Raw genomic sequence first — 23,390 nt, 5'->3', positions numbered from 1 at the left:
TTCTGAAACCACGACCAGGTCGCCGCCGTGTGGTGGCGTTTCGGTTGAGAGTTTCATAGTGTTTCGGTGGTCATAGCGTGAGGGAAACGCCCGGTTACATTCCGAACCCGGAAGCTAAGCCTCACAGCGCCGATGGTACTGCAGGGGGGACCCTGTGGGAGAGTAGGACGCCGCCGAACTCCTTTTACAGCTCCGGCTCTTGGGCACACGCCCGAGAGCCGGAGCTTTTTTGCGTTGAGGTAGGGTCAGGGGGCATCATCGGATCCTTTTCGCACAGGAGGCCCCCGCGTGGAGGTCCAGGAGACCCGTGTCCAGACGGACCGGGTCCTCACCATCCCCAACATCCTCAGCATGGCGCGGCTCGTCGGCGTACCCGTCTTCCTGTGGTTGATCCTCAGGCCGGAGTTCGGCGGCCCCAAGAGCGATGGCTGGGCTCTCCTCGTGCTGGCGTTCAGCGGGGTCAGTGACTACCTGGACGGCAAGCTCGCCCGCCGCTGGAATCAGATCAGCAGCCTCGGCCGGCTCCTCGATCCCGCCGCCGACCGGCTCTACGTGCTTTCCACGTTGCTCGGTCTCACCTGGCGGGAGATCCTGCCCGTCTGGCTCACCGCCCTGCTGCTGGCGAGAGAACTGGTTCTCCTGGTGATGGTGGGCATCCTCCGCCGGCACGGCTATCCGCCGCCGCAGGTGAACTTCCTCGGGAAGGCCGCCACGTTCAACCTGATGTACGCCTTCCCGCTGCTGCTCCTCAGCGACGGCACTGGTTGGATCGCGTCACTCGCTGCCATTTTCGGATGGGCGTTCGCCGGATGGGGTACAACGCTCTACTGGTGGGCAGGAGTGTTGTACGTGGTACAGGTCCGCCGTTTGGTGCGCGCGGACGCCATGGCCGATTGAGCTCGGCGATTGCCCGAACGTAACGCCTCGATGGCCCGCGGTGGAAATGTGCGGGACAATCAAGACGGGTGAAGTCGGCTAGACCGTCATCTCTTGGAGGAGGACGCTTCCGACATGAAGGCCGTCGTGATGGCCGGTGGCGAAGGCACTCGCCTGCGCCCCATGACCTCGAGCATGCCCAAGCCTCTCCTGCCCGTGGCGAACCGCCCGATCATGGAGCATGTGCTTCGGCTGCTCAAAAGGCACGGGCTCAACGAGACCGTCGTCACCGTGCAGTTCCTGGCATCGCTCGTCAAGAACTACTTCGGTGATGGCGAAGAGCTCGGAATGGAGCTCACTTATGCCAATGAGGAGAAGCCACTCGGTACCGCCGGAAGCGTCAAGAACGCCGAAGAGGCGTTGAAGGACGATGCCTTCCTCGTCATCTCCGGCGATGCCCTGACCGACTTCGACCTCACCGAGCTGATCAATTTCCACAAGGAGAAGGGCGCGCTCGTCACGGTCTGCCTGACGCGCGTACCCAACCCGCTGGAGTTCGGCATCACCATCGTCGACGAGGAAGGCAAGGTCGAACGCTTCCTGGAGAAGCCGACCTGGGGTCAGGTCTTCTCCGACACGGTCAACACGGGCATCTATGTCATGGAGCCCGAGGTGTTCAACTACGTCGACCCCGACGTTCCGGTCGACTGGTCCGGCGATGTCTTCCCCCAGCTGATGAAGGAAGGCAAGCCCATCTACGGCTACATCGCCGAGGGCTACTGGGAGGATGTCGGCACCCACGAGAGCTACGTGAAGGCCCAGGCGGACGTCCTCGAGGGCAAGGTCAACGTCGCCCTCGACGGCTTCGAGATCTCGCCGGGCGTATGGGTCGCCGAAGGGGCCGAGGTGCATCCCGACGCCGTGCTGCGCGGGCCGCTCTACATCGGCGACTACGCGAAGGTCGAGGCCGGCGCGGAGATCCGCGAGCACACGGTCGTCGGCTCCAACGTCGTCGTGAAGAGCGGAGCCTTCCTGCACAAGGCCGTGGTGCACGACAACGTGTACGTCGGGCAGCACAGCAATCTGCGCGGCTGCGTCGTCGGCAAGAACACCGACATCATGCGGGCCGCCCGGATCGAGGACGGCGCGGTCATCGGTGACGAGTGCCTGATCGGTGAAGAATCGATCGTTCAGGGCAACGTCCGCGTCTACCCGTTCAAGACCATCGAGGCCGGCGCCTTCGTCAACACCTCGGTCATCTGGGAGTCCCGCGGACAGGCCCATCTGTTCGGTGCCCGAGGTGTCTCCGGCATCCTGAACGTGGAGATCACACCGGAACTGGCGGTGCGGCTCGCCGGCGCGTACGCGACCACCCTCAAGAAGGGCTCGACGGTCACCACCGCGCGTGACCACTCCCGAGGTGCCCGGGCGCTCAAGAGAGCGGTTATCTCCGCGCTGCAGGCCAGCGCCATCGACGTACGCGACCTGGAGAACGTGCCGCTGCCGGTGGCCCGGCAGCAGACCGCGCGCGGCAGCGCCGGCGGGATCATGATCCGTACCTCGCCCGGTGTGCCGGACTCGGTCGACATCATGTTCTTCGACGGCAACGGCGCGGACCTCTCGCAGGGCAGCCAGCGGAAGCTGGACCGGGTGTTCGCCCGCCAGGAGTACCGGCGCGCGTTCCCCGGCGAGATCGGTGACCTGTACTTCCCGGCGAGCGTCTTCGACTCGTACACCGGATCGCTGCTGCGGAACGTCGACACCACCGGGATCGCGGAAGCGGGTCTCAAGGTGGTCGTGGACGCCTCCAACGGGAGCGCCGGGCTAGTGCTGCCCAGCCTGCTGGGCAAGCTGGGCGTGGACTCGCTGACCATCAATCCCGGTCTCGACGAGTCCAGGCCCACGGAGACGGCCGACATGCGCCGGAGCGGGCTGGTCCGGCTCGGCGAGATAGTGGCCTCCTCGGGTGCCGCCTTCGGTGTCCGGTTCGACCCCGTCGGCGAGCGCCTGTCGCTCGTGGACGAGAAGGGCCGGATCATCGAGGACGACCGGGCGCTGCTGGTGATGCTGGACCTGGTCGCCGCCGAGCGGCGCAGCGGCCGGGTCGCGCTGCCGGTCACCACGACCCGGATCGCCGAGCAGGTGGCCGCGTACCACGGCACCCAGGTCGAGTGGACGACGACGTCGCCCGACGACCTCACGCGCGTGGGCGGCGAGGAAGGCACGATCTTCGGAGGTGACGGCAAGGGCGGCTTCATCGTGCCCGAGTTCAGCAGGGTCTACGACGGCACGGCGGCCTTCGTACGGCTGATCGGGCTGGTGGCGCGCACGCAGCTCACCCTGAGCCAGATCGACGCCCGCATTCCGCGTGCGCACGTGCACAAGCGGGACCTGGCCACTCCGTGGGCCGTCAAGGGTCTGGTGATGCGGCGCGTGGTCGAGGCGGCCGGGGATCGCTTTGTCGACACGACCGACGGTGTGCGGGTCGTGGAGACCGACGGGCGCTGGGTGATGGTGCTGCCCGACCCCGCCGAGGCGGTCACGCACCTGTGGGCCGAGGGGCCCGACGACGCGTCCGCGCAGGCTCTGCTGGACGAGTGGGCGGCCGTGGTGGACAGCGCCGGCCGGTGAGGCCGGTGACGGTGGACGGTTCCCCGAGCGGGGCCGCCGGCCTCTGACGGTCGGCGGCCCCGCTCTGGGAGGGCCTAAAACCACCGCACGCGCGCGTGCCGGACATGTGTCCCCAAGGGGGCCTGTCCGGCACGCCGGTGGGGCCATTCGGAGGTACTGCTCGCGACATGCGACGATGTGCGGCATGCCGCAGCAACCCCCCGTTCGGAGCAGCCCCACGCGGCCGTCGCGCCCGGACGCCTCCATGTCGTTGATCACCAACGTCATGGACCACAGCCTCGACGACGGGTATGCCGAGGCCGCGGCCCGGAGAAAGACCCAGGGCGGGGGCGGGCTGCCGAAGACCCTCCGCGCGAAGCTGGGCCTGGCGTCCGGCCTCGTCCTCGCCGCGCTGGTCGTGACCCTCGGGGCGGCGCAGGCGCGGGTGGCGGCCCCGGTGGTCGCCAAGGAGCGCCAGGAGCTGATCGACCGCATCGACACCGAGACCTCCGCCGCGGACAGGCTCGAGGGCTCCGTGGACAAGCTGCGCGACGAGGTCGGCGCGCGGCAGCGGGCGGCGCTGAGGTCGAGCGGCGGCAGCACCGAAGCCGATCTGGTGGGCCTGCTGTCGGGCGCCACACCGGTGCACGGGCCCGGCGTCAAGCTCGTCGTCAACGACGCCAAGGAGGCCAGTGGCGGCGGCGAGGGGAGCAATCCGCGGGAGACCTCGGGCTTCTCCGACACCGGCCGGGTGCGCGACCGGGACATGCAGCGCGTGGTCAACGGGCTGTGGGCCTCGGGGGCCGAGGCCGTCTCCATCAACGGTCAGCGGCTGACCGCCCTGTCCGCGATCAGGGCCGCGGGTGACGCGATACTGGTCGACAACAAGCCGCTGGTGCCGCCGTACACGGTGCTGGCGGTGGGGGACGGTCAAAAGCTCAGCACGCGGTTCCAGGACAGCCCCGACGGGCTCTATCTGCACGCCCTGCGGGAGAACTACGGCGTCCGGGCCACCATCTCCACGGAGGGCGACGTCCGTCTGCCCGCCGCACCGAGTGTGATCGTACGAACCGCACAGCCGCTCGCCGACACAACTGAGAAGGGCACATCGTGATCGCCGTACTGGGCCTCGTCGTGGGAGTCGTGGCCGGCCTGTTGGTCCGGCCCGAGGTTCCGGCGGTCGTCGAGCCTTACCTGCCGATCGCCGTCGTCGCGGCGCTGGACGCCGTCTTCGGTGGCCTGCGGGCCATGCTCGACGGAATCTTCGACGACAAGGTCTTCGTCGTGTCGTTCCTGTCGAACGTGGTCGTCGCCGCCCTGATCGTCTTCCTGGGCGACAAGTTGGGTGTGGGCGCCCAGCTGTCCACGGGTGTCGTCGTCGTCCTGGGTATCCGAATCTTCTCCAACGCCGCGGCGATCCGGCGGCACGTGTTCCGGGCGTGAGGGCGATGAGCGACGAGAGCAGCCGCAACGGCCAGGACGAACAGAAGCAGAACACGGAGAACGGACCCGAGCGGAACGGCCCGGAGCGTCCGGACGCCGCCGACGGCCGCGGCGGCCGGGAGACGCGGCCGGAGAACGGTCTGCGCAGGGAGCTGCCCGCCGAGGTCCCCGCCCCGGCGCCCGGAGCCGGGCAGACGCCGGGGAGCGGCCCGAGGAGCCGGTGACCGGCCGGCAGCGGCTGGCCGAGGGCCTGTGGCCGCCGCGTGTCACCCGCGCCCAACTCATCGTCGCCGTGCTGCTGTTCGGCCTCGGCTTCGGCCTCGCCGTGCAGGTGGCGTCGAACAGCGACAGCGACAGCGCGCTGCGCGGAGCGCGGCAGGAAGATCTTGTTCGCATCCTCGATGAACTGGATTCGCGTACTCAGCGTCTTCAGGACGAGAAGCAGGGACTGGAGAAGCAGAGTCAGGAGTTGCAGAGCAGCTCCGACCAGGCCGCGGAGGCGCGCAAGCAGACCGCCGAGAAGGAGAGACAACTCGGCATCCTCGCGGGCACCGTGGCGGCGCAAGGTCCCGGCATCACCATGACGATCGAGGACACGAAGGGGACGGTCCAGGCGGACATGCTGCTCGACGCTATCCAGGAGCTGCGCGCGGCCGGTGCCGAGGCGATCGAGGTCAACGGAGTGCGGGTGGTCGCCAACACCTACCTCACGGACTCCGGTGATTCGGTGAGTGTCGACGGGAACAAGATCAACGCCCCCTATCGTTTCAAGGTCATCGGCAAGCCGCAGGACCTGGAGCCGGCGCTGAACATTCCTGGAGGCGTGGTGCAGACCCTGGAGAAGGAGCAGGCCACGGTGACCGTCGAACGGTCCGACAAGATCGTCGTGGATGCCTTGCGGCACGTGAAGCGGCCTGACTACGCTCGGTCGTCCTCCCAGTGAACCGGTGGTGCATGGGGGACGTCAGGCAGGGGCATGAGGTTGCGGGGGGTCGGCGCACCGAAGAGGTGGCGCGTGGTGGAAACTGTCTGGTGGTTACGGACGTTGTGAAGATGTCCGGCTCGGCCGGTGTAGGCAATCAGGGTTCGTCCTGCCCCACGGGCGGGTCTGTTTCGGTCAAGGGGAATCGCCCGTGAAGTTGTTTGCGAAGTTGTTCGGCAAGAGCGCGCGAGAGGGCAGCGACAACGCGACCGCTCGCCATCGCGCGCAGCCTGACCAGGAAGGACAGCGTCCGCTGTTCCGCGACCAGGTCGCTGGTCCGGGCGGTGACATTTCGGGTGGTCAGGGCGCGGCGTCTGTTGACCCTGCCCAGTCCGGCGGCATAGGTTTCGGGCAACCGTCAACCTCAGGTGCGGGTGGAGGGTTCGCCTCCGGTCCGTACGCGTCCAACGCCCCGGGTGGGCAGCCGCGGCAGGAGGATCCGTCGATGTCGGCCCTGGTGTGTACGAGGTGCGGTAACCGCAACGCGGAGAACGCTCGCTTCTGCTCCAACTGCGGTGCGCCGCTGCGTCCCGGTGTGGCGCCCGAGCGCGCCTCCGAGACGACGTCCACGATCTCGATCTCGGGTATCGAGGCCTACGAGGCGGAGGCGACCGGCCAGACCCCGCTGCCGATGCTGTCGCCCGAGGCGCAGGCCGCGGTGGACGCGCTGCCGCTGGGCTCGGCGCTGCTGGTGGTGCGCCGCGGTCCGAACTCGGGCAGCCGCTTCCTGCTGGACAGCGACCTGACCACGGCCGGACGCCACCCGCAGAGCGACATCTTCCTGGACGACGTGACGGTCTCCCGCCGGCACGTGGAGTTCCGGCGCTCCCCGGACGGCTCGTTCACCGTGGCCGACGTGGGCAGCCTGAACGGCACGTACGTCAACCGGGAGCGGATCGACCAGGTCGCCCTGTCGAACGGTGACGAGGTGCAGATCGGCAAGTACCGGCTGGTGTTCTACGCGAGCCGGCACGGCATCTGACCCGCCCCCGGACCGGCGTCCGGGGGGAACCCCAGGGAAGGTCCATGCTTCACACACCGAGCGGCGGTGCCGGAAGCGGTACCGCCGCCAGGGACAGCGGGCTGATGAGCATCGGCGCGGTGCTGAACGCGTTGCGTGACGAGTTCCCCGAGGTCACCATCTCCAAGATCCGTTTCCTGGAGGCCGAGGGGCTCATCGAGCCGCAGCGGACCCCGTCGGGGTACCGCAAGTTCAGCGCCGGGGACGTCGAGCGCCTCGGCCATGTCCTGCGGATGCAGCGGGACCACTATCTGCCGCTCAAGGTGATCCGCGAGCACTTGGACGCGATGGAGCGGGGCGAGGCCGTCCCGCTGCCCCTGGTGGGGCGCCAGCGCACCGGGGACGACGTGCCCGTACGGGCCGAGGGGCCCACGGTGGCCCGGGTCGGCCGCGCCGAGCTGCTCGCGGCGGCGGACATCGACGAGGGCGAGCTGAAGGAGTGGGAGTCCTACGGGCTCCTCGCTCCGCTGGAGGACGGGGCGTACGAGGCGGAGGCCGTCACCGTGGCCGCGCTCGTCGCCGAGCTGGGCCGGTTCGGCATCGAGCCGCGCCACCTTCGGGTGATGAAGGCAGCCGCCGACCGGGAGGCCGGCCTCGTCGACCAGGTGGTGGCCCCGCTCAGGCGCCACCGCAATCCGCAGACCAGGGCACATGCCGAGGCCCGTACGAAGGAGCTGGCCGCGCTCACGGTGCGGCTGCACGCCGCTCTGGTGCAGACCGCCCTCGGTGTGCGGCTGCCCTGAGGCGGGGACGAGGCCGCAGGCGGCCGGATCGGCCACCTGTTCCCGGCCCGACTACCCAAACATCCCGGGCACGGCCTAGGGTTGCTGTGTGAACGAGCTCGATGTCGTAGGTGTCCGGGTCGAAATGCCCTCCAACCAACCGATCGTGCTCCTGCGCGAAGTGGGGGGCGACCGTTACCTCCCCATCTGGATCGGACCGGGGGAGGCGACGGCGATCGCTTTCGCCCAGCAGGGCATGGCGCCCGCGCGACCGCTGACCCACGATCTGTTCAAGGACGTGCTGGAGGCCGTCGGCCAGGAGCTGACCGAGGTGCGCATCACCGATCTGCGGGAAGGCGTCTTCTACGCGGAGCTGGTCTTCGCCAGCGGCGTCGAGGTCAGTGCCCGTCCCTCCGATGCCATAGCGCTGGCCCTGCGCACCGGGACGCCGATCTACGGCAGTGACACGGTGCTGGACGACGCGGGTATCGCCATTCCGGACGAGCAGGAGGACGAGGTGGAGAAGTTCCGCGAGTTCCTCGACCAGATCTCGCCCGAGGACTTCGGCACCAGCAGCCAGTGAGCGGCGGACGCGGCGGCCGGCTCGACGGAACGAGGGCCGGCCGGTCGGCGTGTGCGAGCGGATCGCGGGCATTTGCCACCGGCCATTGAGAGCGTCCTACGGCCCGGCGCGAGCGCATTCGGCTAGCCTTTCCCCGCGGTGGGGCACGGAAAACCACTCCTAGGGTGATTATCACTCGGCGTGCCGAGTGTGGCGATCGTTGACGCACCCCTGGTGACTGCCTACCGTCGAGAAGGCAGGTCAAGGACGGAGGTCGGCGTGAGAACGAGCGGCGACGGTACGGCTGGGGGTGCCCCCGGACGCGGTCTGGGGGAGAGCGGTCCGTACCCTTCCCCGAGCTCTCAGCTGCGTTCGAACAGGGGTCATCCCCATTCCGGCAGCGCGGTCGACAACGCTCCGCAGCGACCGACGGCGGTGCCGAACGGCGGAGGGGCGGCGTCCATGACGTCCGAGGAGATCGGTTACCGCGGGCCCACGGCCTGCGCGGCCGCCGGCATCACCTACCGGCAGCTCGACTACTGGGCCCGTACCGGCCTCGTCGAGCCGAGTGTGCGGCCCGCGTACGGGTCGGGCACCCAGCGTCTGTACAGCTTCCGGGACGTCGTCGTCCTGAAGATCGTCAAGCGGTTCCTCGACACGGGTGTCTCGCTGCAGAACATCCGCACGGCCGTCCAGCACCTGCGGGAACGCGGTTTCCGCGACCTGGAGCGGATGACGCTGATGAGCGACGGGGCGACCGTGTACGAGTGCACCTCGCCGGACGAGGTCCATGCCCTGCTCCAGGGCGGTCAGGGCATCTTCGGGATCGCGGTCGGCGTGGTGTGGCGGGACGTGGAGAGCGCGCTCTCCCAGTTGCACGGGGAGCGCGTCGACACGGGCGAGACCCTCGTCGGTCACAACCCCGCGGACGAGCTGGCGCGGCGCCGCAACCGCGCGGTCTGACCTCGGCGCCGGCGGGCGCGCCCGGGGGCGTCACCGCATTGTCAGTGTCGTGGTGCAGCATCGGAGATGTGAGAAACGCGCCCACGATCCTGCATCTCGACATGGATGCCTTCTTCGCCTCGGTGGAGCAGGCGTCCAAGCCGAGCCTGCGCGGGAAGGCGGTCGTCGTGGGCGGGCTCGGACCGCGCGGGGTGGTGGCGACCGCGTCGTACGAGGCCCGGGTGTTCGGGGTCAACTCGGCGATGCCCATGGCCCAGGCGCGCCGGAGGGCCCCCAACGCCGCCTATCTGGTGCCGCGCTTCACCGTGTACCGGTCGATCAGCGAGCAGGTGATGGCGCTGCTGCGGGAGCTGTCGCCGCTGGTGGAGCCGCTCAGCCTGGACGAGGCGTTCGTGGATCTGGAGGCCGGGGGGACGGCCTGGGACGAGGAGTCGGCGCGGCTGGCCGGGGTGCGGCTGCGCGCGGACATCCGGGCGGTCACCGGGCTCACCGGGTCGGTGGGGCTCGCCGCCTCCAAGATGCTCGCGAAGATCGCCTCCGAGCAGGCCAAGCCGGACGGCCTGGTGCTCATCGAACCGGGGACCGAGCGGGCACTGCTGGCGCCGATGACGGTCCGGACGCTGCCGGGGGTCGGACCTGCCACCGGGGACCATCTGCGCAGAGCCGGGATCACCACGGTCGAGGAGCTCGCCGAGGCGGGGGAGGACGAGCTGGTCCGCCTGCTCGGCAAGGCGCACGGGCACGCGCTGTACGCGATGGCGCTGGCGCACGACGACCGGCCCGTGGTGGCCGAGCGGGAGGCCAAGTCGGTGTCGGTCGAGGACACCTACGACGTGGACATCCACGACCGGCTGCGGGTGGGGCTCGAGGTGCAGCGGCTGGCCGACCGCTGCGTGGGGCGGCTGCGCGGCGCGGGGCTGTCGGGGCGGACCATCGTGCTCAAGGTGCGGCGGTACGACTTCTCGACGCTCACCCGCTCCGAGACGCTGCGGGGGCCGACGGACGACCCGGCGGTGATCCGGGAGGCGGCCGCGCGGCTGTTGGAGGCGGTGGACACGACGGGCGGGGTGCGGCTGCTCGGTGTGGGGGTCACGGGGCTCGCGGACTACACCCAGGAGGACCTGTTCGCGCAGGCGGCGCAGCCGCACTCCGCGGGGGCGGTGGAGGCCGCGCCGGTGGCGGCCGTCGCCGAGGCGGTGCCGGAGCCGGAGGAGCCGGCCGAGCGGCACTGGCGCGCGGGGCAGGACGTACGGCACACGGAGTACGGGCCCGGCTGGGTGCAGGGCAGCGGGCTGGGGCGGGTCACGGTGCGCTTCGAGACTCCGCAGTCGCCTCCGGGGCGGGTGCGGACGTTCTCGGTCGGGGACCCCGCGCTGGAGGCGGGTGAGCCGCTGCCGCTGGTCCTGGACCCGGGCCTGACCCTCTCGCCCACCCGTCCCACCCCGCCGAGCGGCCACATCGCCGTGCCGGGTGCGGGCTGACGCACGGGTGCACCCGGGGCCCGGCGCGCGCACCGCGGGGGTGCCGTCGGCCGGTGTGCCGCCCGCGACGGTTGCCGGGCGTTTGTGCCGCCCGCGACGGTGCCGGGCGTTCGCGGGCAGGCGGCCGCGGACGTGCCGTACCCAGCGGCGCGGGGGCGTGGAGGTGTTCGGATGGGTGGGGCCGGGAGAGGGAAGGAGCCGGCGTCAGGGTTCTTCCGAGCCTGCCAGCTTGCCGAAGTCGTGGTCGGGGAACGTGTGGGGCGGAGCCACGTCGAGGCCGTAGTGGTGGTAGAGCTGGAGTTCCTGCTCGGGGGAGAGATGGCGGCCGACACCGAAGTCGGGGGCGTCCTTGATGAGCGCGCGGTCGAAGGGGACCCGGAGGGCACCCTCGATCAGCTCGCTGGGCTCCAGGGGGACGAAGGCGTCCCGGGAGAACAGGCCGGTGCGTATGGCCGCCCACTCGGGCACACCGGTGGCGTCGTCGAGGTACACCTCGTCGATGGTGCCGATCTTGGTGCCATTGCGGTCGAACGCCTTGCGGCCGATCAGGTTGCGCGGATCGATGTCGGTCAGCACGGTCCCTCTCCCTCCACTTGGTCGCAACTCATCCGTAAGCACTACAAAAGAGCACATTCAAGGAGGCGGCCACTCGAAGCCCCGGGCGTTGACCTCGCTGGTAGGCTGACAGCGGCTGCTGACCCCGTGCGGGAGAGTCCTCCGACCATCCTCGGAGGCGCCGAAGGAGCAAATCCTCCCCGGAATCTCTCAGGCCCACGTACCGCACGGACGAGGTCACTCTGGAAAGCAGGGCGGATGTCGACGGCGTCCGCCCTCACCGACGGTGAAAGCCGGCGTCCGCGGACGTCCGGTGAAGCTCTCAGGTTGAGATGACAGAGGGGGAGGCCGTCGGGGTATCCGTACCGGGGTGCCCCTCGAAGGTCGCGTCAGACCAGGAGGCCTCCGCAATGACCGCCCATCGCACCCCGCTCGCCGAGCTCGAAGCCGGCATTCCCTTCGAGCAGCGCCACATCGGCCCCGACCACGAGGCGCGGGCCAAGATGCTCGCGCACGTCGGCTACGGCTCCCTCGACGACCTGACCGCCGCCGCGGTCCCGGACGTGATCAAGAACGCCGACGCGCTGGACCTGCCGGGTGCCCGCACCGAGGCCGAGGTGCTCGCCGAGCTGCGCTCGCTCGCCGACCGCAACCAGGTCCTCGGCTCCATGATCGGGCTCGGTTACTACGGCACCTTCACCCCGCCGGTCATCCTGCGCAACGTCATGGAGAACCCGGCCTGGTACACCGCCTACACGCCGTACCAGCCGGAGATCTCCCAGGGCCGTCTGGAGGCCCTGCTGAACTTCCAGACGATGGTCGCCGAGCTGACCGGCCTGCCCACCTCCGGCGCCTCCCTGCTGGACGAGGGCACCGCCGCCGCCGAGGCGATGGCGCTGTCCCGGCGCATGGGCAAGAACAAGAAGGGCCTCTTCCTGATCGACGCGGACGCGCTGCCGCAGACGATCGCCGTGATCGAGACCCGTGCCGAGCCGACCGGTGTCGAGGTCGTCGTCGCCGACCTCAGCGACGGCATCCCGGCGGACCTCGCCGCCCGTGAGATCAACGGCGTACTGCTGCAGTACCCGGGCGCCTCCGGAGCCGTACGCGACCTCAAGCCGGTCATCGACCGGGCGCACGAGCTCGGCGCCCTCGTCACCGTGGCCGCCGACCTGCTGGCCCTGACCCTGCTGACCTCGCCGGGCGAGCTGGGCGCGGACATCGCCGTCGGCACCACCCAGCGCTTCGGCGTACCGATGGGCTTCGGCGGTCCGCACGCCGGCTACATGGCCGTCCACGAGAAGTTCGCGCGCAGCCTGCCCGGCCGCCTCGTCGGTGTCTCCGTCGACGCCGACGGCCACAAGGCCTACCGCCTCGCGCTCCAGACGCGTGAGCAGCACATCCGCCGGGAGAAGGCCACCAGCAACATCTGCACCGCGCAGGTCCTGCTCGCGGTGATGGCCGGCATGTACGCCGTCTACCACGGCCCCGAGGGACTGCGGACCATCGCCCGCCGCACCCACCGCTACGCCTCCCTCCTCGCCGCGGGCCTGCGCGCCGGCGGGATCGAGATCGTCCACGGCGCGTACTTCGACACGCTCACCGCGCGCGTGCCCGGCAAGGCCGCCGAGGTCGTCGCCGCCGCCCGGGACAACGGGGTCAACGTGCGTGCGGTCGACGCCGACCACGTCTCCCTCGCCTGCGACGAGACCACCAACCGCGCGCAGCTCGCCGCCGTCTGGTCCGCCTTCGGTGTGGACGCCGACATCGAGGCGCTGGACGCGACGGCCGAGGACACCCTGCCCGAGGCGCGGCTGCGCACCGACGACTACCTGACCCACCCGGTCTTCCACGAGCACCGCTCCGAGACCGCGATGCTGCGCTACCTGCGCAAGCTCGCCGACCGCGACTACGCGCTCGACCGCGGCATGATCCCGCTGGGCTCCTGCACCATGAAGCTCAACGCGACCACCGAAATGGAGCCGGTCACCTGGCCCGAGTTCGGCCAGCTGCACCCCTTCGTGCCCGCCGAGCAGGCCGAGGGCTACCTCACGCTCATCCGCGAGCTGGAGGAGCGTCTCGCCGAGGTCACCGGCTACGACAAGGTCTCCCTCCAGCCGAACGCCGGTTCGCAGGGCGAGCTCGCCGGTCTGCTGGCCGTCCGCGGCTACCACCGGGCCAACGGTGACGAGCAGCGCACCATCTGCCTCATCCCGTCCTCCGCGCACGGCACCAACGCGGCGAGCGCCGTGATGGCCGGCATGAAGGTCGTCGTCGTCAAGACCGCCGAGGACGGCGAGATCGACGTCGAGGACCTGCGCGCCAAGATCGAGAAGCACCGTGACGAGCTGTCCGTGCTGATGATCACCTACCCCTCCACGCACGGTGTGTTCGAGGAGCACGTCGCCGACATCTGTGCCCAGGTGCACGAGGCCGGCGGTCAGGTGTACGTCGACGGCGCCAACCTCAACGCGCTGGTCGGCCTCGCCAAGCCGGGTCACTTCGGCGGTGACGTCTCCCACCTGAACCTGCACAAGACCTTCTGCATCCCGCACGGTGGCGGTGGCCCCGGCGTCGGCCCGGTCGCGGTCCGCGAGCACCTGGCGCCGTACCTGCCGAACCACCCGCTCCAGCCGGCGGCCGGCCCCGAGACGGGCGTCGGCCCGATCTCGGCGGCGCCGTGGGGCAGCGCGGGCATCCTGCCCATCTCGTGGGCGTACGTCCGCCTGATGGGCGGCGAGGGCCTCAAGCGGGCCACCCAGGTCGCCGTGCTCTCGGCGAACTACGTCGCCAAGCGCCTCGAGCCGCACTTCCCGGTCCTCTACACCGGTCCCGGCAACCTGGTCGCGCACGAGTGCATCATCGACCTGCGCCCGCTCACGAAGGCGACCGGCGTGAGCGTGGACGACGTGGCCAAGCGCCTGATCGACTACGGCTTCCACGCGCCGACGATGTCCTTCCCGGTGGCCGGCACGCTGATGATCGAGCCCACCGAGTCGGAGGACCTCATCGAGCTGGACCGTTTCTGCGACGCGATGATCGCCATCCGCGCCGAGATCGAGAAGGTCGCCGCCGGCGAGTGGCCGGCGGAGGACAACCCGCTGGCGAACGCCCCGCACACCGCTGCCGCGCTCGGCGGTGAGTGGACGCACGCCTACAGCCGCGAGGACGCCGTCTTCCCGGCCGGCGTCTCGGCCGCCGACAAGTACTGGCCCCCGGTGCGCCGTATCGACCAGGCCTTCGGCGACCGCAACCTGGTGTGCTCCTGCCCGCCGCTGGACGCGTACGAGGACTGAGCGAACCCGACGGCCGAAGGCCCCGCCCGGAATCCGGGCGGGGCCTTCGGGCTTCCTACGCCGTCGCCAGGGCGACCTCGGTGGACTTGATCAGGGCGATGACGTCGGAGCCCACGAAGAGCCCGAGGTCGCCGGCCGCGTCCTTGGTGATCGCGGCGGTGAGTTCGCCCCCGGCCATGGAGACCCTCACGGTGGCCATGACCTCGCCGAGCAGGAGCTGGGTGACCGTGCCCGGGACCTGGTTGCGGATCGACAGGCCCTCGGTGCGGCTGGTGGCGAGGGCGACCTCGGTCGACTTCACCAGGGCGCGCACCTCGGAGCCCGGGGCGAGGCCGAGCTCCTCGACGGCCTCCAGCGTGATGGCCGCCGTGAGGTTCTGCCCGCCGGTCAGCCGGACCTTCACGGTCGCCATGACCTCGCCCGGCCGCACCTCGGTGACGGTGCCGGGAAGCTGATTGCGGATGCTCAGAGTCATGGGCCCTCACCGTAGTGGGGGAAGGCGTTCAGGCCGGGTATGCGTGCGTCTGCGTCGCCTTGACCGTCGCCCAGACCGGTGCACCCGGATGGAGACCGAGTTCGGCGGCGGCCACCGTGGTCAGGTCCGCGGCCAGGGGCAGCTCACCGGCCAGGTCGGCGCGGATCTGGTCGCCGTGGGTCTCCAGTCCGGTGACCTCGCAGCGCCACAGGTTCCGTGCGCTCGCGCCCGTGGGCCGGTCGCGGAACAGGGTCACGGCGGACGGCGGGAACGCCACGAACACCGGCCCGGACAGGTCTTCCGTGGTGGTGATCGAGGGGCCGGCGTCGAGCCGTACCGTGTGCCGGTCGGCGCGTCCGCGGTAGAGGTTGAGGCCGACGAGCTGGGCGATGTAGTCCGTGCGTGGATGACGGGCGATGTCGGAGGGGGTGCCCTGCTGGACGACCCGGCCGTGCTCGACGACCACCAGCCGGTCCGCGAGCACCATGGCGTCCAGCGGGTCGTGGGTGACCAGCACGGCGACCGCCTCGAACGCGGCCAGGTGGCGGCGGAGCTGGGCGCGGACCTCCAGACGGGTGCGGGCGTCCAGTGCGGCCAGCGGTTCGTCCAGCAGTAGCAGCCGGGGGCGGGTGGCCAGGGCGCGGGCGACCGCCACACGCTGGGCCTGGCCGCCGGAGAGCCGGCGGGGCTTGGCACCGGCGTGGTCGGCGAGCCCCATCCGGTCCAGCCACGCGGCGGCCTGGGCGCGGGCCTCCGCCTTGCCCACGCCCTGGCAGCGGGGGCCGAAGGCCACGTTGTCCAGCGCGGACAGGTGCGGGAAGAGCAGGTAGTCCTGGAAGACGACGCCGACCGGACGGTTCTCCGGGGGCGTGCGCTCCAGGGCGCTGCCGTCCAGGCGCAGGTGTCCGGCGCTGAGCGGGACGAGGCCGGCGAGGGCGCGCAGGGCCGTGGTCTTGCCCGCGCCGTTGGGCCCGAGGAGGGCGACGACCTCCCCGGGGACGGCCGTCAGGGCCACGTCCAGGCGGAAGGCGGAGCGCTCGACGACGAGGTGGGCGTCGAGGCCGGCGTCACCTGCGAGGGGCTCCCGCGGTGGGGCGGCGGCCACGGAGTGTTCCCGTACGGTTTCCGCGTCCCGTCCGCCGGAGGATCCGGCGTCGTCGGCCGTCCTGGAATGCGGATTGCTCATGATGTCGTCATCCAGCGGTCGCGCAGGCCGGCCAGTACCGTGATGGACACGGCCAGCAGGACCAGGCTCAGGGCGATGGCGGCCTCCGGGTCGTTCTGCAGGGCGAGGTAGACCGCCAGGGGCATGGTCTGGGTGCGGCCGGGGAAGTTGCCGGCGAAGGTGATCGTCGCGCCGAACTCGCCGAGCGCGCGGGCCCAGGCGAGCACGGAGCCCGCCGCGACACCGGGGGCGATCAGGGGCAGCGTGACCCGGCGGAACGCGGTGAACCGGGACGCGCCGAGCGTGGTGGCCGCCTCCTCGTAGCGCGGGTCGGCCGCGCGCAGCGTGCCCTCGACGCTGATGACCAGGAACGGCATCGCGACGAACGCCTCCGCGATCACCACGCCAGCGGTGGTGAAGGGCAGGGTGATCCCGAACCAGGAGTCGAGCCACTGGCCGACCACCCCGTTGCGGCCGAGGGCCAGGAGCAGGGCCACACCGCCGACCACCGGGGGCAGGACCAGGGGGAGCGTCACCAGGGCGCGCACGAGACCGCGGCCGGGGAACTCGGTGCGGGCCAGCAGCCAGGCCAGCGGCACGCCCAGGACGAGGCTGACGGCCGTGGCGGCGGTGGCGGTGATCAGGGACAGCTGCAGCGCCTGCCACACCTCGGGGCTGGTCAGCTGTTCCGGCAGGCTGCGCCAGGGCGCCCGCAGCAGCAGCGCGAGCAGCGGCAGGAGCAGGAACACCAGGGCGATCAGGCCCGGCAGGAGCAGTGGCAGGGGCACCCCGCGCCGGCCCCCGTGCCGGCGCGGCGGCGCCGCGGCCGGCCCGTGCGGGGGCCGGCCGCGGCGCCGGGCTCGTCGAGCCGGGTCACGGCTTGAGGAACCCGGCCTTGCTCAGCACCTGCTGCCCTTCGGCGGACTGCACGAGGGCGATGAACGCCTTGGCGGTCTCAGCGTGCTCGGCGTTCTTCAGCAGGGCGATCGGGTAGTCGTTGATGGCCTTGGCCGACTCGGGGAACTCCACGCCTTCCACCTTGCCACCCGCGGCCTTCACGTCGGTCTTGTAGACGACGGCGGCGTCGGCCTCCTTCAGCTGCACCTTGTTCAGGGCGCCCTTGACGTCCTGCTCGTAGGAGACCGGGGTGAGCTTGAGGCCGCCGGCGTCCAGGGCCTTCTGCGCGGCGGCGCCGCACGGCACGGTCTTGTCGCACAGGACGACCTTCAGGCCGGACTTGGTGAGGTCCTTCAGGGAGGCCACCTTGTGCGGGTTGCCCGGCACGGTGGCGATCTCCAGCTGGTTGCGGACGAACGTGGCCGGAGCGCCGACCGCGTCCTTCTTGTCCGTCACGATCGCCATGGTCTTGGGGCTCGCGGCGGCGAAGACGTCCGCCGGGGCGCCGCTGGTGATGCTCGCGGCGAGCGCGTCGCTGCCGCCGAAGTTGAAGCTGACCTTGGTGCCCGGGTGCTGCTTCTCGAACTCCTTGCCCAGGGTCGTGAAGCTCTCCTTCAGGGAGGCCGCCGCGAACACGGTGACCGTGCCGGAGAGCTTCGGCGAGGCCGGGGTGTCCGACTTCCCGGAGGTGTCGGTGGCCTTGTCGGTGTCGGACGAGGAGGAGCAGGCGCTGAGTGCCATCAGGGCGGCGGCTCCCGCACCGGCCAGCTGCAGCGTCCGGCGGGTCCGGCGCACGGAACGGGTCTTCACGGATCTACTCCTCGGGTTCTGTGGATCAACTGTCGCGCCCTGTCGGCCAGGCGATCGGCCGTGCGGCGATGATACTGCCGCATCTGCCAGGAGTAAGTCTCCTGTCGCATCGCATGAGCTGCGAACCCGCGGTTTGTAGCTTGCATGTGCGTTTGTACGGCACTTCCGGGCGGGTACGGTGCTGCGGGAGGTGGTCGACGGTGACGCTCGCGGAACTCGCCCTGACCGGCGATCTGGTACGACCCGCCCTGCTGACCGTGCCGCGGCTGCTGCGCTGGCCGCAGCACCGTGCGGACGTCAGCTTCGAGTGCGCGACCAGCGGCACCCGGCACCACCGGTTCGCCGGACCGCGCCTGTACGACGTACTCGCCGACGCCGGCCCCGGCTTCGATCCGGGGCGGCGCAAGGACCGGCTGCGGTTCCTCATCGCGGTCACCGGCACCGACGGCCACCACGCAGTGCTGTCCTGGGCCGAGATCGACCCGGACTTCGCCGCCGCGCCCGTACTGCTGGCGGTCTCCATCGACGACACCCCGCTGGACGCGGCGGGGCCTCAGCTGGTCCTGCCGCAGGACCGGTGCGGAGCCCGGCACATCAGCGGGATCACCGCGATCCGGGTGGACGGGGGGTACCGCTTCGAGCCGGACGGTTCGCGCGGGTCGGCTCTGCGGCGTCCAGCGCCAGCCACACCCGGTCGCGCGTCAGCGGCCGGCCGGCTGGGCGACGTGTGGCAACTCGTCGGAGGATGCGTGCCGGACACCGTGCTGCACGGTGGCACCGCGGCGCCCGTGGCCGGTCCCGAGGGCCTGCCCGGCGCGCCGGCCCAGGCCCGCTACGCCCTCTCCGCGGCCCGGACCGGCGCGCCGGGCACGTCACGCCTCACCGACGCGACGTCGCTGACCAGCCTCGACGGCCTGCTCGCCGGGGTACCGGCCGAGGTGCGCCGGGCCTTCGGCGCCAAGGTCCTCGGCCCGCTGCTGGAGACCGGCCGGCCGCCGATCGCCGCCCTGCTCGACACGCTGGAGACCTTCCTCGCCTGCGACGGCTCCTGGGCGCGGACCGCACAGGCACTGCACCTGCACGTCAACACGGTGCACTACCGGGTCGAGCGCATCGAGCGGCTGACGGGGCGTGACCTGTCCCGGCTGACGGACCGGCTCGACCTGTGGGCGGCGCTGCTGTGCCGCTGAGGGGCTTCGACCACCGGCGCCCGGTGGGTCAGACGCGGTCGATGTGCACGTTGGTGGACTTCACGCGCGCGGTGGCCTCCATGCCCACCTCCAGGCCCAGCTCCTCCACCGCCTCCCGGGTCAGCAGCGACACCAGCCGGTGCGGGCCCGCCTGGATCTCCACCTGGGCGGCGACGTCACCGAGTTTGATGGCGGTGACGATCCCGGGGAAGGCGTTGCGGACCGAGGTGTAGGAGGCGTCCTCCTCGCCGCCGCCCGTCCTGGCCAGTTCGACCGAGAACGCGGCGAGATCCTGGCCGTCGATGAGACGGCGTCCCGCTTCGTCGCGATGGGTGGCCACCCGGCCCGCGTCGGCCCAGCGGCGGGCGGTGTCCGGGCTCACGCCGAGCAGCCGCGCCGCCTGGCCGATCGTGTAGGACTGCATGCCGGTCACGATAGGGCCAGGCGGCGGGCACCGCGGACCGGGGTCGGCCGTCGCGGACGACGGGAGGGCCGGACGGGGAGCCGCCGCCGGCGCGCCCGGGGTCAGCGCGTGTGCACGGGCGGGGCCGGCCGGTGGGGACGCGCGGGGTTCAGCCCGTGTGCACGCGCGGCCTGCGCGCACGGTCCGGTTCCGCCTCGCGCAGCACCTCGCGGGTGACCGGGGCGACCTCGCCCTGGCCGAACAGGAAGAACCGCAGGAAGTTGGCGAACGGCGTGCCCTCGGTCCATTCGAAGTAGATGTGCGGGGTGCAGCCGGTGGTGTTCCGGGCGTGCAGGAGCAGCGCGGCCAGGGCGTTGGGGATGGAGGAGTGCTCCAGGGTCAGCACGCGGTAGCGGCCGTGCAGGACCTCGCCGCGGACGGTCATGCCCGTCTCGAACTCGGACGGGTCGGTGACCGTGACCTCGGCGAAGACGAAGTCCTCCTGCTCGGGCATGTCGTTGTCCGCGCGGATCTGCTCGATCTTGTCCCGGTACTCGGCCTTGTCACGGCGGTCCGGCTCGTTCGCGATGAACCGCATCTTGCGGCTGGCCATGTCCCGGATGAAACGTTCGGCCATCGGATCGAGCGTCACGCTGGTCACGCGCAGTTCGAAGGCGCGGGCCAGCCGGGACAGGAAGGAGACCAGCATGATGCCGACGATGAAGCAGGCGCCGATCTTGACACCGTCCGGGCGCTCGATGACGTTCACCACGGTCGTGTAGAGGAAGACCGTGGCGATCACCGCGAACGCGACGGTCCAGTGCCGCTGCCGGGCCTTGCGGGCGGCGATGGTCACGGCGATCGCCGCCGAGCTGATCAGCACCAGGACACCGGTGGCGTACGCACCGCCCTGCTTGTCGACGTTGGCGTCGAAGATCCAGGTCACCAGGAAGGCGACCAGCGTGAAGACGATGACCATCGGGCGCACCGCGCGCGCCCACTGCGGGGCCATGCCGTAGCGGGGCAGGTAGCGCGGCATCAGGTTGAGCAGGCCGGCCATGGCGGACGCGCCCGCGAACCACAGGATGCAGATGGTCGAGACGTCGTAGACCGTGCCGAAGGCGCCACCGAGGTACTCGTGCGCGAGGTAGGCGAGCGCACGGCCGTTGGCCGCACCGCCGGGCTTGAACTCGTTCTCCGGGATCAGCAGGGTGGTGATGAAACTGGTGGTGATCAGGAAGCAGCTCATGATGAGCGCGGCGGTCGTCAGCAGCTTCTTGGTGTCCCTGATCCGGCCGGTCGGCCGCTCCTCGGTGTCGCCCGGGTCGCCCTGGACGTGCGGCATGACGGCGACGCCGGTCTCGAAGCCGGACAGGCCGAGGGCGAGCTTCGGGAAGACGATCAGGGCCACGCCGATCATCACGAAGACGTTGCCGTGTTCCGCCGTCAGGGCGGACGCCCAGTCCGCGACGACGTGTTCGGCCGTGAGGACGTGGTAGATGCCGACGATCACCACGACGAGGTTGAGCACGAGGTAGATGCCGACCAGGGCGACCGCGACGCCGATGGCCTCCAGGAAGCCCTTCAGGAACACCGCGCCGAGCAGGGCCACCAGGAAGAGGGTGATCACCATCTGGTGGCCCTGGAGGGTGCTGGTGAGATGCGGGTTCTCCACCAGGTGGGTGGAGGCGTCGGCCGCGGACAGGGTGATGGTGATCAGGAAGTCCGTGGCCGCGAAGCCGAGCAGGGTGAGCACGAAGAGCTTGCCCTGCCAGAACGACAGCAGCCGCTCCAGCATCGCGATCGAGCCCTCGCCGTGCGGGCTCTCCTCCGAGACGCGGCGGTAGACCGGCAGGGCGCCGGCCAGGGTCACGATGACGAGGACGATGGTGGCGATGGGGGAGAGCAGGCCGGCCGCCAGAGCCGCGATGCCCGGCTGGTACCCGAGGGTCGAGAAGTAGTCGACACCGGTCAGGCACATCACCCGCCACCAGCGCTGCCCCTTGTGCGGGGGTTCGGGTTCGGCGTGCGGTCCCGTGTGGCCACCGGGCTTGCCCATGTCGGACAGGCCCTCCAGCATCCAGGCGCGCAGGCGGCCGGTACTGGGAGGGCGTTCGGTCGTGGCCATGGAGGTGCTCCTGACGTGTGGCTCCGAGGGTTCCGGCCATCACGCGGACGGCGGCACCAGCGTAAGCAGAGAGTGACGCCAGGGCCCACGGATCGGGGCTCCGTGGGCGTCAATCTTGCGTTAAGAATGGCCCCCTGCCGCGCGCACCGCATCAAGAAGCGGAGGCGGGAGACGGTCGGCCGGCAGGGAACCGACCGGGAACCCGAACGCGGCATCGCCCGAGAGGCGGACACCGAGCGTCATGTTCTACGACGCGGGAGGGCATGCGGTGTGGCGGGCCCGGGTGGTCAGTCCAGGCCCGAGGCGCGGAAGACGCTCAGGGCCGTCTCCCGGTCGAGGTCGTCGGCGAGGCTGTGCAGGGCCGCCGTGCCGCGCCGCAGCGTTCCGTTCCTCTCCGAGCCGCGCGTGCCCTCGTCGAGGCGGTACCAGAGGTCGGGATTGCGGATCAGGAGTTCGGGGTCGATCTCGACGCGGTCGCCGAAGGCGTCGGCCAGCACCAGGCGCCGGGTCACGCCGTTCACCGGGCGTACCGTCACCAGCAGGTCGGTGCGGACCCGGCGGGTGCGCAGCAGGCGGCGGCTGGCGAGCCAGCCCTCGCCGGCCGACACCCGGGCCGGGAACAGGACGAGGAGCAGGAGCAGCGCCAGCAGCAGCCACAGGCCGCCGCGCCACCAGTCGAGGGAGCCCGCCGCCCAGTCGACGAACAGCAGCAGGACGAACAGCGCGGCGGAGCAGCGGGCCGACGTGCGTACCTCCTCGGCCCAGCTGCGGTCGTGCACCACCCCTCCGGCGAGGGGGCGCAGGTCGTCGCGGTGCTTCATGGTGTCGACGGTAGACAGTGGCCGCCCCGGTGGAAACCGTCCGCACCGCCCCCTGACGGCGCCCTGACGCCTGCGGGGCCGTTCTTGACGCGGTCACAGCACCCGGCCCTCTCTCACAGACCCCGGGTGTCCATGCGCAGATGCCAGGTGTTGCGCCGGTGCACGGACAGCAGCTCGGACTCCAGCGGGGACGGGGGCACCGCGAGGACCGGACAGCGGGCGTGGGCCAGGCAGTGCCGGGAGACCCGGCCGGAGAAGGCGCGTTGCAGGCCGCGCCGCCCCGCGCCGACGACCAGCAGGTCGTTGTCCCGGTCCGCGGTCGCGACCAGCGCCCGGCCCGGGGCGCCGCGGACGATGACGGGGTGCATCGGCACCCCGGGGCCCTCGGTCCCGAAGATCTCGTCCAGCACCGATGCCAGCCGCTGTCCGGCCAGCCGTTGCCACTCCTCGACCAGCAGGGCGGCGGCGGGGGAGCGCCGCGCGGCGGGGTCCCCGCCCGGCGGTTCCCAGGCGAGTACCGGCCACAGTTCGGCGCCCAGCCGGCGGGCGAGCGCGGTGGCCCGCCGCAGAGCCGTGACGCTGCCCAGGGAGCCGTTCACACCGACCACCACACGGGCGGCCGCCGAGGCGTCGTAACCGGACATGACTCCCCCGTTCGTTGCGTACGGGCGCCGACCGGGCGACTTTTGCGGGCGCGAGACCCGCGAGGCCCTTGCTCTCCTTCCATCCCACTCCCGCGGCGGCGATTCGACCAGCCGGGCGGCGGGGTCCGGGCGGGCGGCACCGCCGACCTCTTCGCAACTCGCCCCGAAGACGCGGGAATCGGCGCTTCGACCGAAACATTCGAGCACCGAACGGGGGAGTCCGCCGCCATGTCTCCCGGTCCCCCCGAGCCCCCGCGCGCCCAACTCGTGCGCGACACCTTGACGCTCCCCACCCGCCTTCCTAGAGTCCGGGTTCGGAACGTTCGGGACTTGCTCCGAATGTTTC

Annotated in this window: 20 protein-coding genes, 1 rRNA gene, 2 pseudogenes and 1 riboswitch; of the genes and pseudogenes, 14 read left to right on the top strand and 9 right to left on the bottom strand. The window is 71.0% G+C overall.

Features of this window, described 5'->3' with window-relative positions; all coding sequences use genetic code 11:
* Window positions 1–62 precede the first annotated feature (62 nt).
* From rrf to N8I86_RS07595, 11 genes and pseudogenes are all read left to right on the top strand, one after another.
* Window positions 63–179: ribosomal RNA gene (rrf, locus tag N8I86_RS07645) — 5S ribosomal RNA — on the top strand.
* 109 nt (window positions 180–288) lie between these two features.
* Window positions 289–897 (top strand): CDP-alcohol phosphatidyltransferase family protein, encoded by a 609-nt coding sequence (locus N8I86_RS07640; RefSeq protein ID WP_073895264.1) that lies wholly within the window; start codon window positions 289–291, stop codon window positions 895–897.
* Between the two features lie 114 nt (window positions 898–1,011).
* Window positions 1,012–3,507 (top strand): mannose-1-phosphate guanyltransferase, encoded by a 2,496-nt coding sequence (locus tag N8I86_RS07635; RefSeq protein ID WP_073895262.1) that lies wholly within the window; start codon window positions 1,012–1,014, stop codon window positions 3,505–3,507.
* A 175-nt stretch (window positions 3,508–3,682) separates the two neighbouring features.
* Window positions 3,683–4,600 (top strand): DUF881 domain-containing protein, encoded by a 918-nt coding sequence (locus N8I86_RS07630; RefSeq protein ID WP_123438584.1) that lies wholly within the window; start codon window positions 3,683–3,685, stop codon window positions 4,598–4,600.
* On the top strand, window positions 4,597–4,929 hold the full coding sequence (locus N8I86_RS07625) for a small basic family protein (RefSeq protein ID WP_003988855.1): 333 nt from the start codon (window positions 4,597–4,599) through the stop codon (window positions 4,927–4,929). The genes N8I86_RS07630 and N8I86_RS07625 overlap by 4 nt, the downstream gene beginning before the upstream one ends.
* A gap of 5 nt (window positions 4,930–4,934) precedes the next feature.
* Window positions 4,935–5,872, top strand: a pseudogene (locus N8I86_RS07620) (DUF881 domain-containing protein).
* Between the two features lie 190 nt (window positions 5,873–6,062).
* A complete protein-coding gene (locus N8I86_RS07615) occupies window positions 6,063–6,893 on the top strand; it encodes an FHA domain-containing protein (RefSeq protein WP_185091450.1) in 831 nt (276 codons plus the stop codon).
* 44 nt (window positions 6,894–6,937) lie between these two features.
* The gene (gene ftsR / locus N8I86_RS07610) at window positions 6,938–7,675 is read left to right on the top strand and encodes a transcriptional regulator FtsR (RefSeq protein WP_073895256.1); all 738 of its coding nucleotides are present in this window, start codon (window positions 6,938–6,940) and stop codon (window positions 7,673–7,675) included.
* A gap of 88 nt (window positions 7,676–7,763) precedes the next feature.
* Window positions 7,764–8,237: a bifunctional nuclease family protein gene (locus N8I86_RS07605; protein WP_026253112.1), complete on the top strand. Its 474-nt coding sequence runs from the start codon at window positions 7,764–7,766 to the stop codon at window positions 8,235–8,237.
* Between the two features lie 258 nt (window positions 8,238–8,495).
* On the top strand, window positions 8,496–9,179 hold the full coding sequence (locus N8I86_RS07600; RefSeq protein WP_185091451.1) for a MerR family transcriptional regulator: 684 nt from the start codon (window positions 8,496–8,498) through the stop codon (window positions 9,177–9,179).
* Window positions 9,180–9,247: 68 nt separating this feature from the next.
* Entirely contained in the window at window positions 9,248–10,660 is a 1,413-nt protein-coding gene (locus N8I86_RS07595) for a DNA polymerase IV (RefSeq protein WP_263277449.1), read from the top strand.
* A 204-nt stretch (window positions 10,661–10,864) separates the two neighbouring features.
* Here the strand turns inward: N8I86_RS07595 and N8I86_RS07590 are convergent, their stop codons facing one another.
* Window positions 10,865–11,236 carry a PRC-barrel domain-containing protein gene (locus N8I86_RS07590; protein ID WP_185091452.1) on the bottom strand — a complete coding sequence of 124 codons (372 nt, stop codon included), beginning with the start codon at window positions 11,234–11,236 and terminating at the stop codon, window positions 10,865–10,867.
* 119 nt (window positions 11,237–11,355) lie between these two features.
* A riboswitch (glycine riboswitch) is annotated at window positions 11,356–11,451 on the top strand.
* Window positions 11,452–11,625: 174 nt separating this feature from the next.
* On the opposite strand from N8I86_RS07590, the gene gcvP reads away from it, so the two are divergent.
* Window positions 11,626–14,511 (top strand): aminomethyl-transferring glycine dehydrogenase, encoded by a 2,886-nt coding sequence (gcvP, locus tag N8I86_RS07585; protein ID WP_263277448.1) that lies wholly within the window; start codon window positions 11,626–11,628, stop codon window positions 14,509–14,511.
* A 55-nt stretch (window positions 14,512–14,566) separates the two neighbouring features.
* Here gcvP and N8I86_RS07580 read toward each other — a convergent pair whose 3' ends face one another.
* The 4 genes from N8I86_RS07580 to modA all read right to left on the bottom strand — a co-directional run bounded on the left by N8I86_RS07580 (window position 14,567) and on the right by modA (window position 17,858).
* The gene (locus N8I86_RS07580) at window positions 14,567–14,986 is read right to left on the bottom strand and encodes a TOBE domain-containing protein (protein WP_073895250.1); all 420 of its coding nucleotides are present in this window, start codon (window positions 14,984–14,986) and stop codon (window positions 14,567–14,569) included.
* Between the two features lie 28 nt (window positions 14,987–15,014).
* Window positions 15,015–16,172, bottom strand: a complete 1,158-nt coding sequence (locus N8I86_RS07575) for an ABC transporter ATP-binding protein (RefSeq protein WP_263277447.1) — start codon at window positions 16,170–16,172, stop codon at window positions 15,015–15,017.
* Window positions 16,169–16,939, bottom strand: coding sequence for an ABC transporter permease (locus tag N8I86_RS07570; protein ID WP_317633598.1), 771 nt, complete (start codon window positions 16,937–16,939; stop codon window positions 16,169–16,171). The genes N8I86_RS07575 and N8I86_RS07570 overlap by 4 nt, the downstream gene beginning before the upstream one ends.
* Window positions 16,940–17,024: 85 nt before the next feature.
* Complete coding sequence (gene modA, locus N8I86_RS07565; protein ID WP_263277446.1) at window positions 17,025–17,858, bottom strand: molybdate ABC transporter substrate-binding protein; 834 nt, start codon at window positions 17,856–17,858, stop codon at window positions 17,025–17,027.
* 200 nt (window positions 17,859–18,058) lie between these two features.
* Here modA and N8I86_RS07560 point away from each other — a divergent pair.
* Window positions 18,059–18,490 (top strand): annotated as a pseudogene (locus N8I86_RS07560) (molybdopterin-dependent oxidoreductase); the annotation flags it as partial.
* Complete coding sequence (locus N8I86_RS07555; protein WP_317633647.1) at window positions 18,476–19,048, top strand: PucR family transcriptional regulator; 573 nt, start codon at window positions 18,476–18,478, stop codon at window positions 19,046–19,048. The pseudogene N8I86_RS07560 and the gene N8I86_RS07555, both read left to right, overlap by 15 nt.
* A gap of 28 nt (window positions 19,049–19,076) precedes the next feature.
* Here N8I86_RS07555 and N8I86_RS07550 read toward each other — a convergent pair whose 3' ends face one another.
* The 4 genes from N8I86_RS07550 to N8I86_RS07535 all read right to left on the bottom strand — a co-directional run bounded on the left by N8I86_RS07550 (window position 19,077) and on the right by N8I86_RS07535 (window position 23,044).
* Window positions 19,077–19,472 carry a TOBE domain-containing protein gene (locus N8I86_RS07550; protein WP_073895242.1) on the bottom strand — a complete coding sequence of 132 codons (396 nt, stop codon included), beginning with the start codon at window positions 19,470–19,472 and terminating at the stop codon, window positions 19,077–19,079.
* A 148-nt stretch (window positions 19,473–19,620) separates the two neighbouring features.
* Window positions 19,621–21,579 carry an APC family permease gene (locus N8I86_RS07545; protein ID WP_263277445.1) on the bottom strand — a complete coding sequence of 653 codons (1,959 nt, stop codon included), beginning with the start codon at window positions 21,577–21,579 and terminating at the stop codon, window positions 19,621–19,623.
* A gap of 287 nt (window positions 21,580–21,866) precedes the next feature.
* Entirely contained in the window at window positions 21,867–22,400 is a 534-nt protein-coding gene (locus N8I86_RS07540; protein WP_263277444.1) for a hypothetical protein, read from the bottom strand.
* A gap of 113 nt (window positions 22,401–22,513) precedes the next feature.
* Entirely contained in the window at window positions 22,514–23,044 is a 531-nt protein-coding gene (locus tag N8I86_RS07535) for a universal stress protein (RefSeq protein WP_073895236.1), read from the bottom strand.
* Between the last annotated feature and the right edge of the window lie 346 nt (window positions 23,045–23,390).

It is taken from the genome of Streptomyces albidicamelliae (genome assembly GCF_025642175.1).
GTDB classification, from domain to species: Bacteria; Actinomycetota; Actinomycetes; order Streptomycetales; family Streptomycetaceae; genus Streptomyces; species Streptomyces albidocamelliae.
Note: the sequence above shows the minus strand (reverse complement) of the source record. Positions and strands in the feature narration are given on the sequence as shown.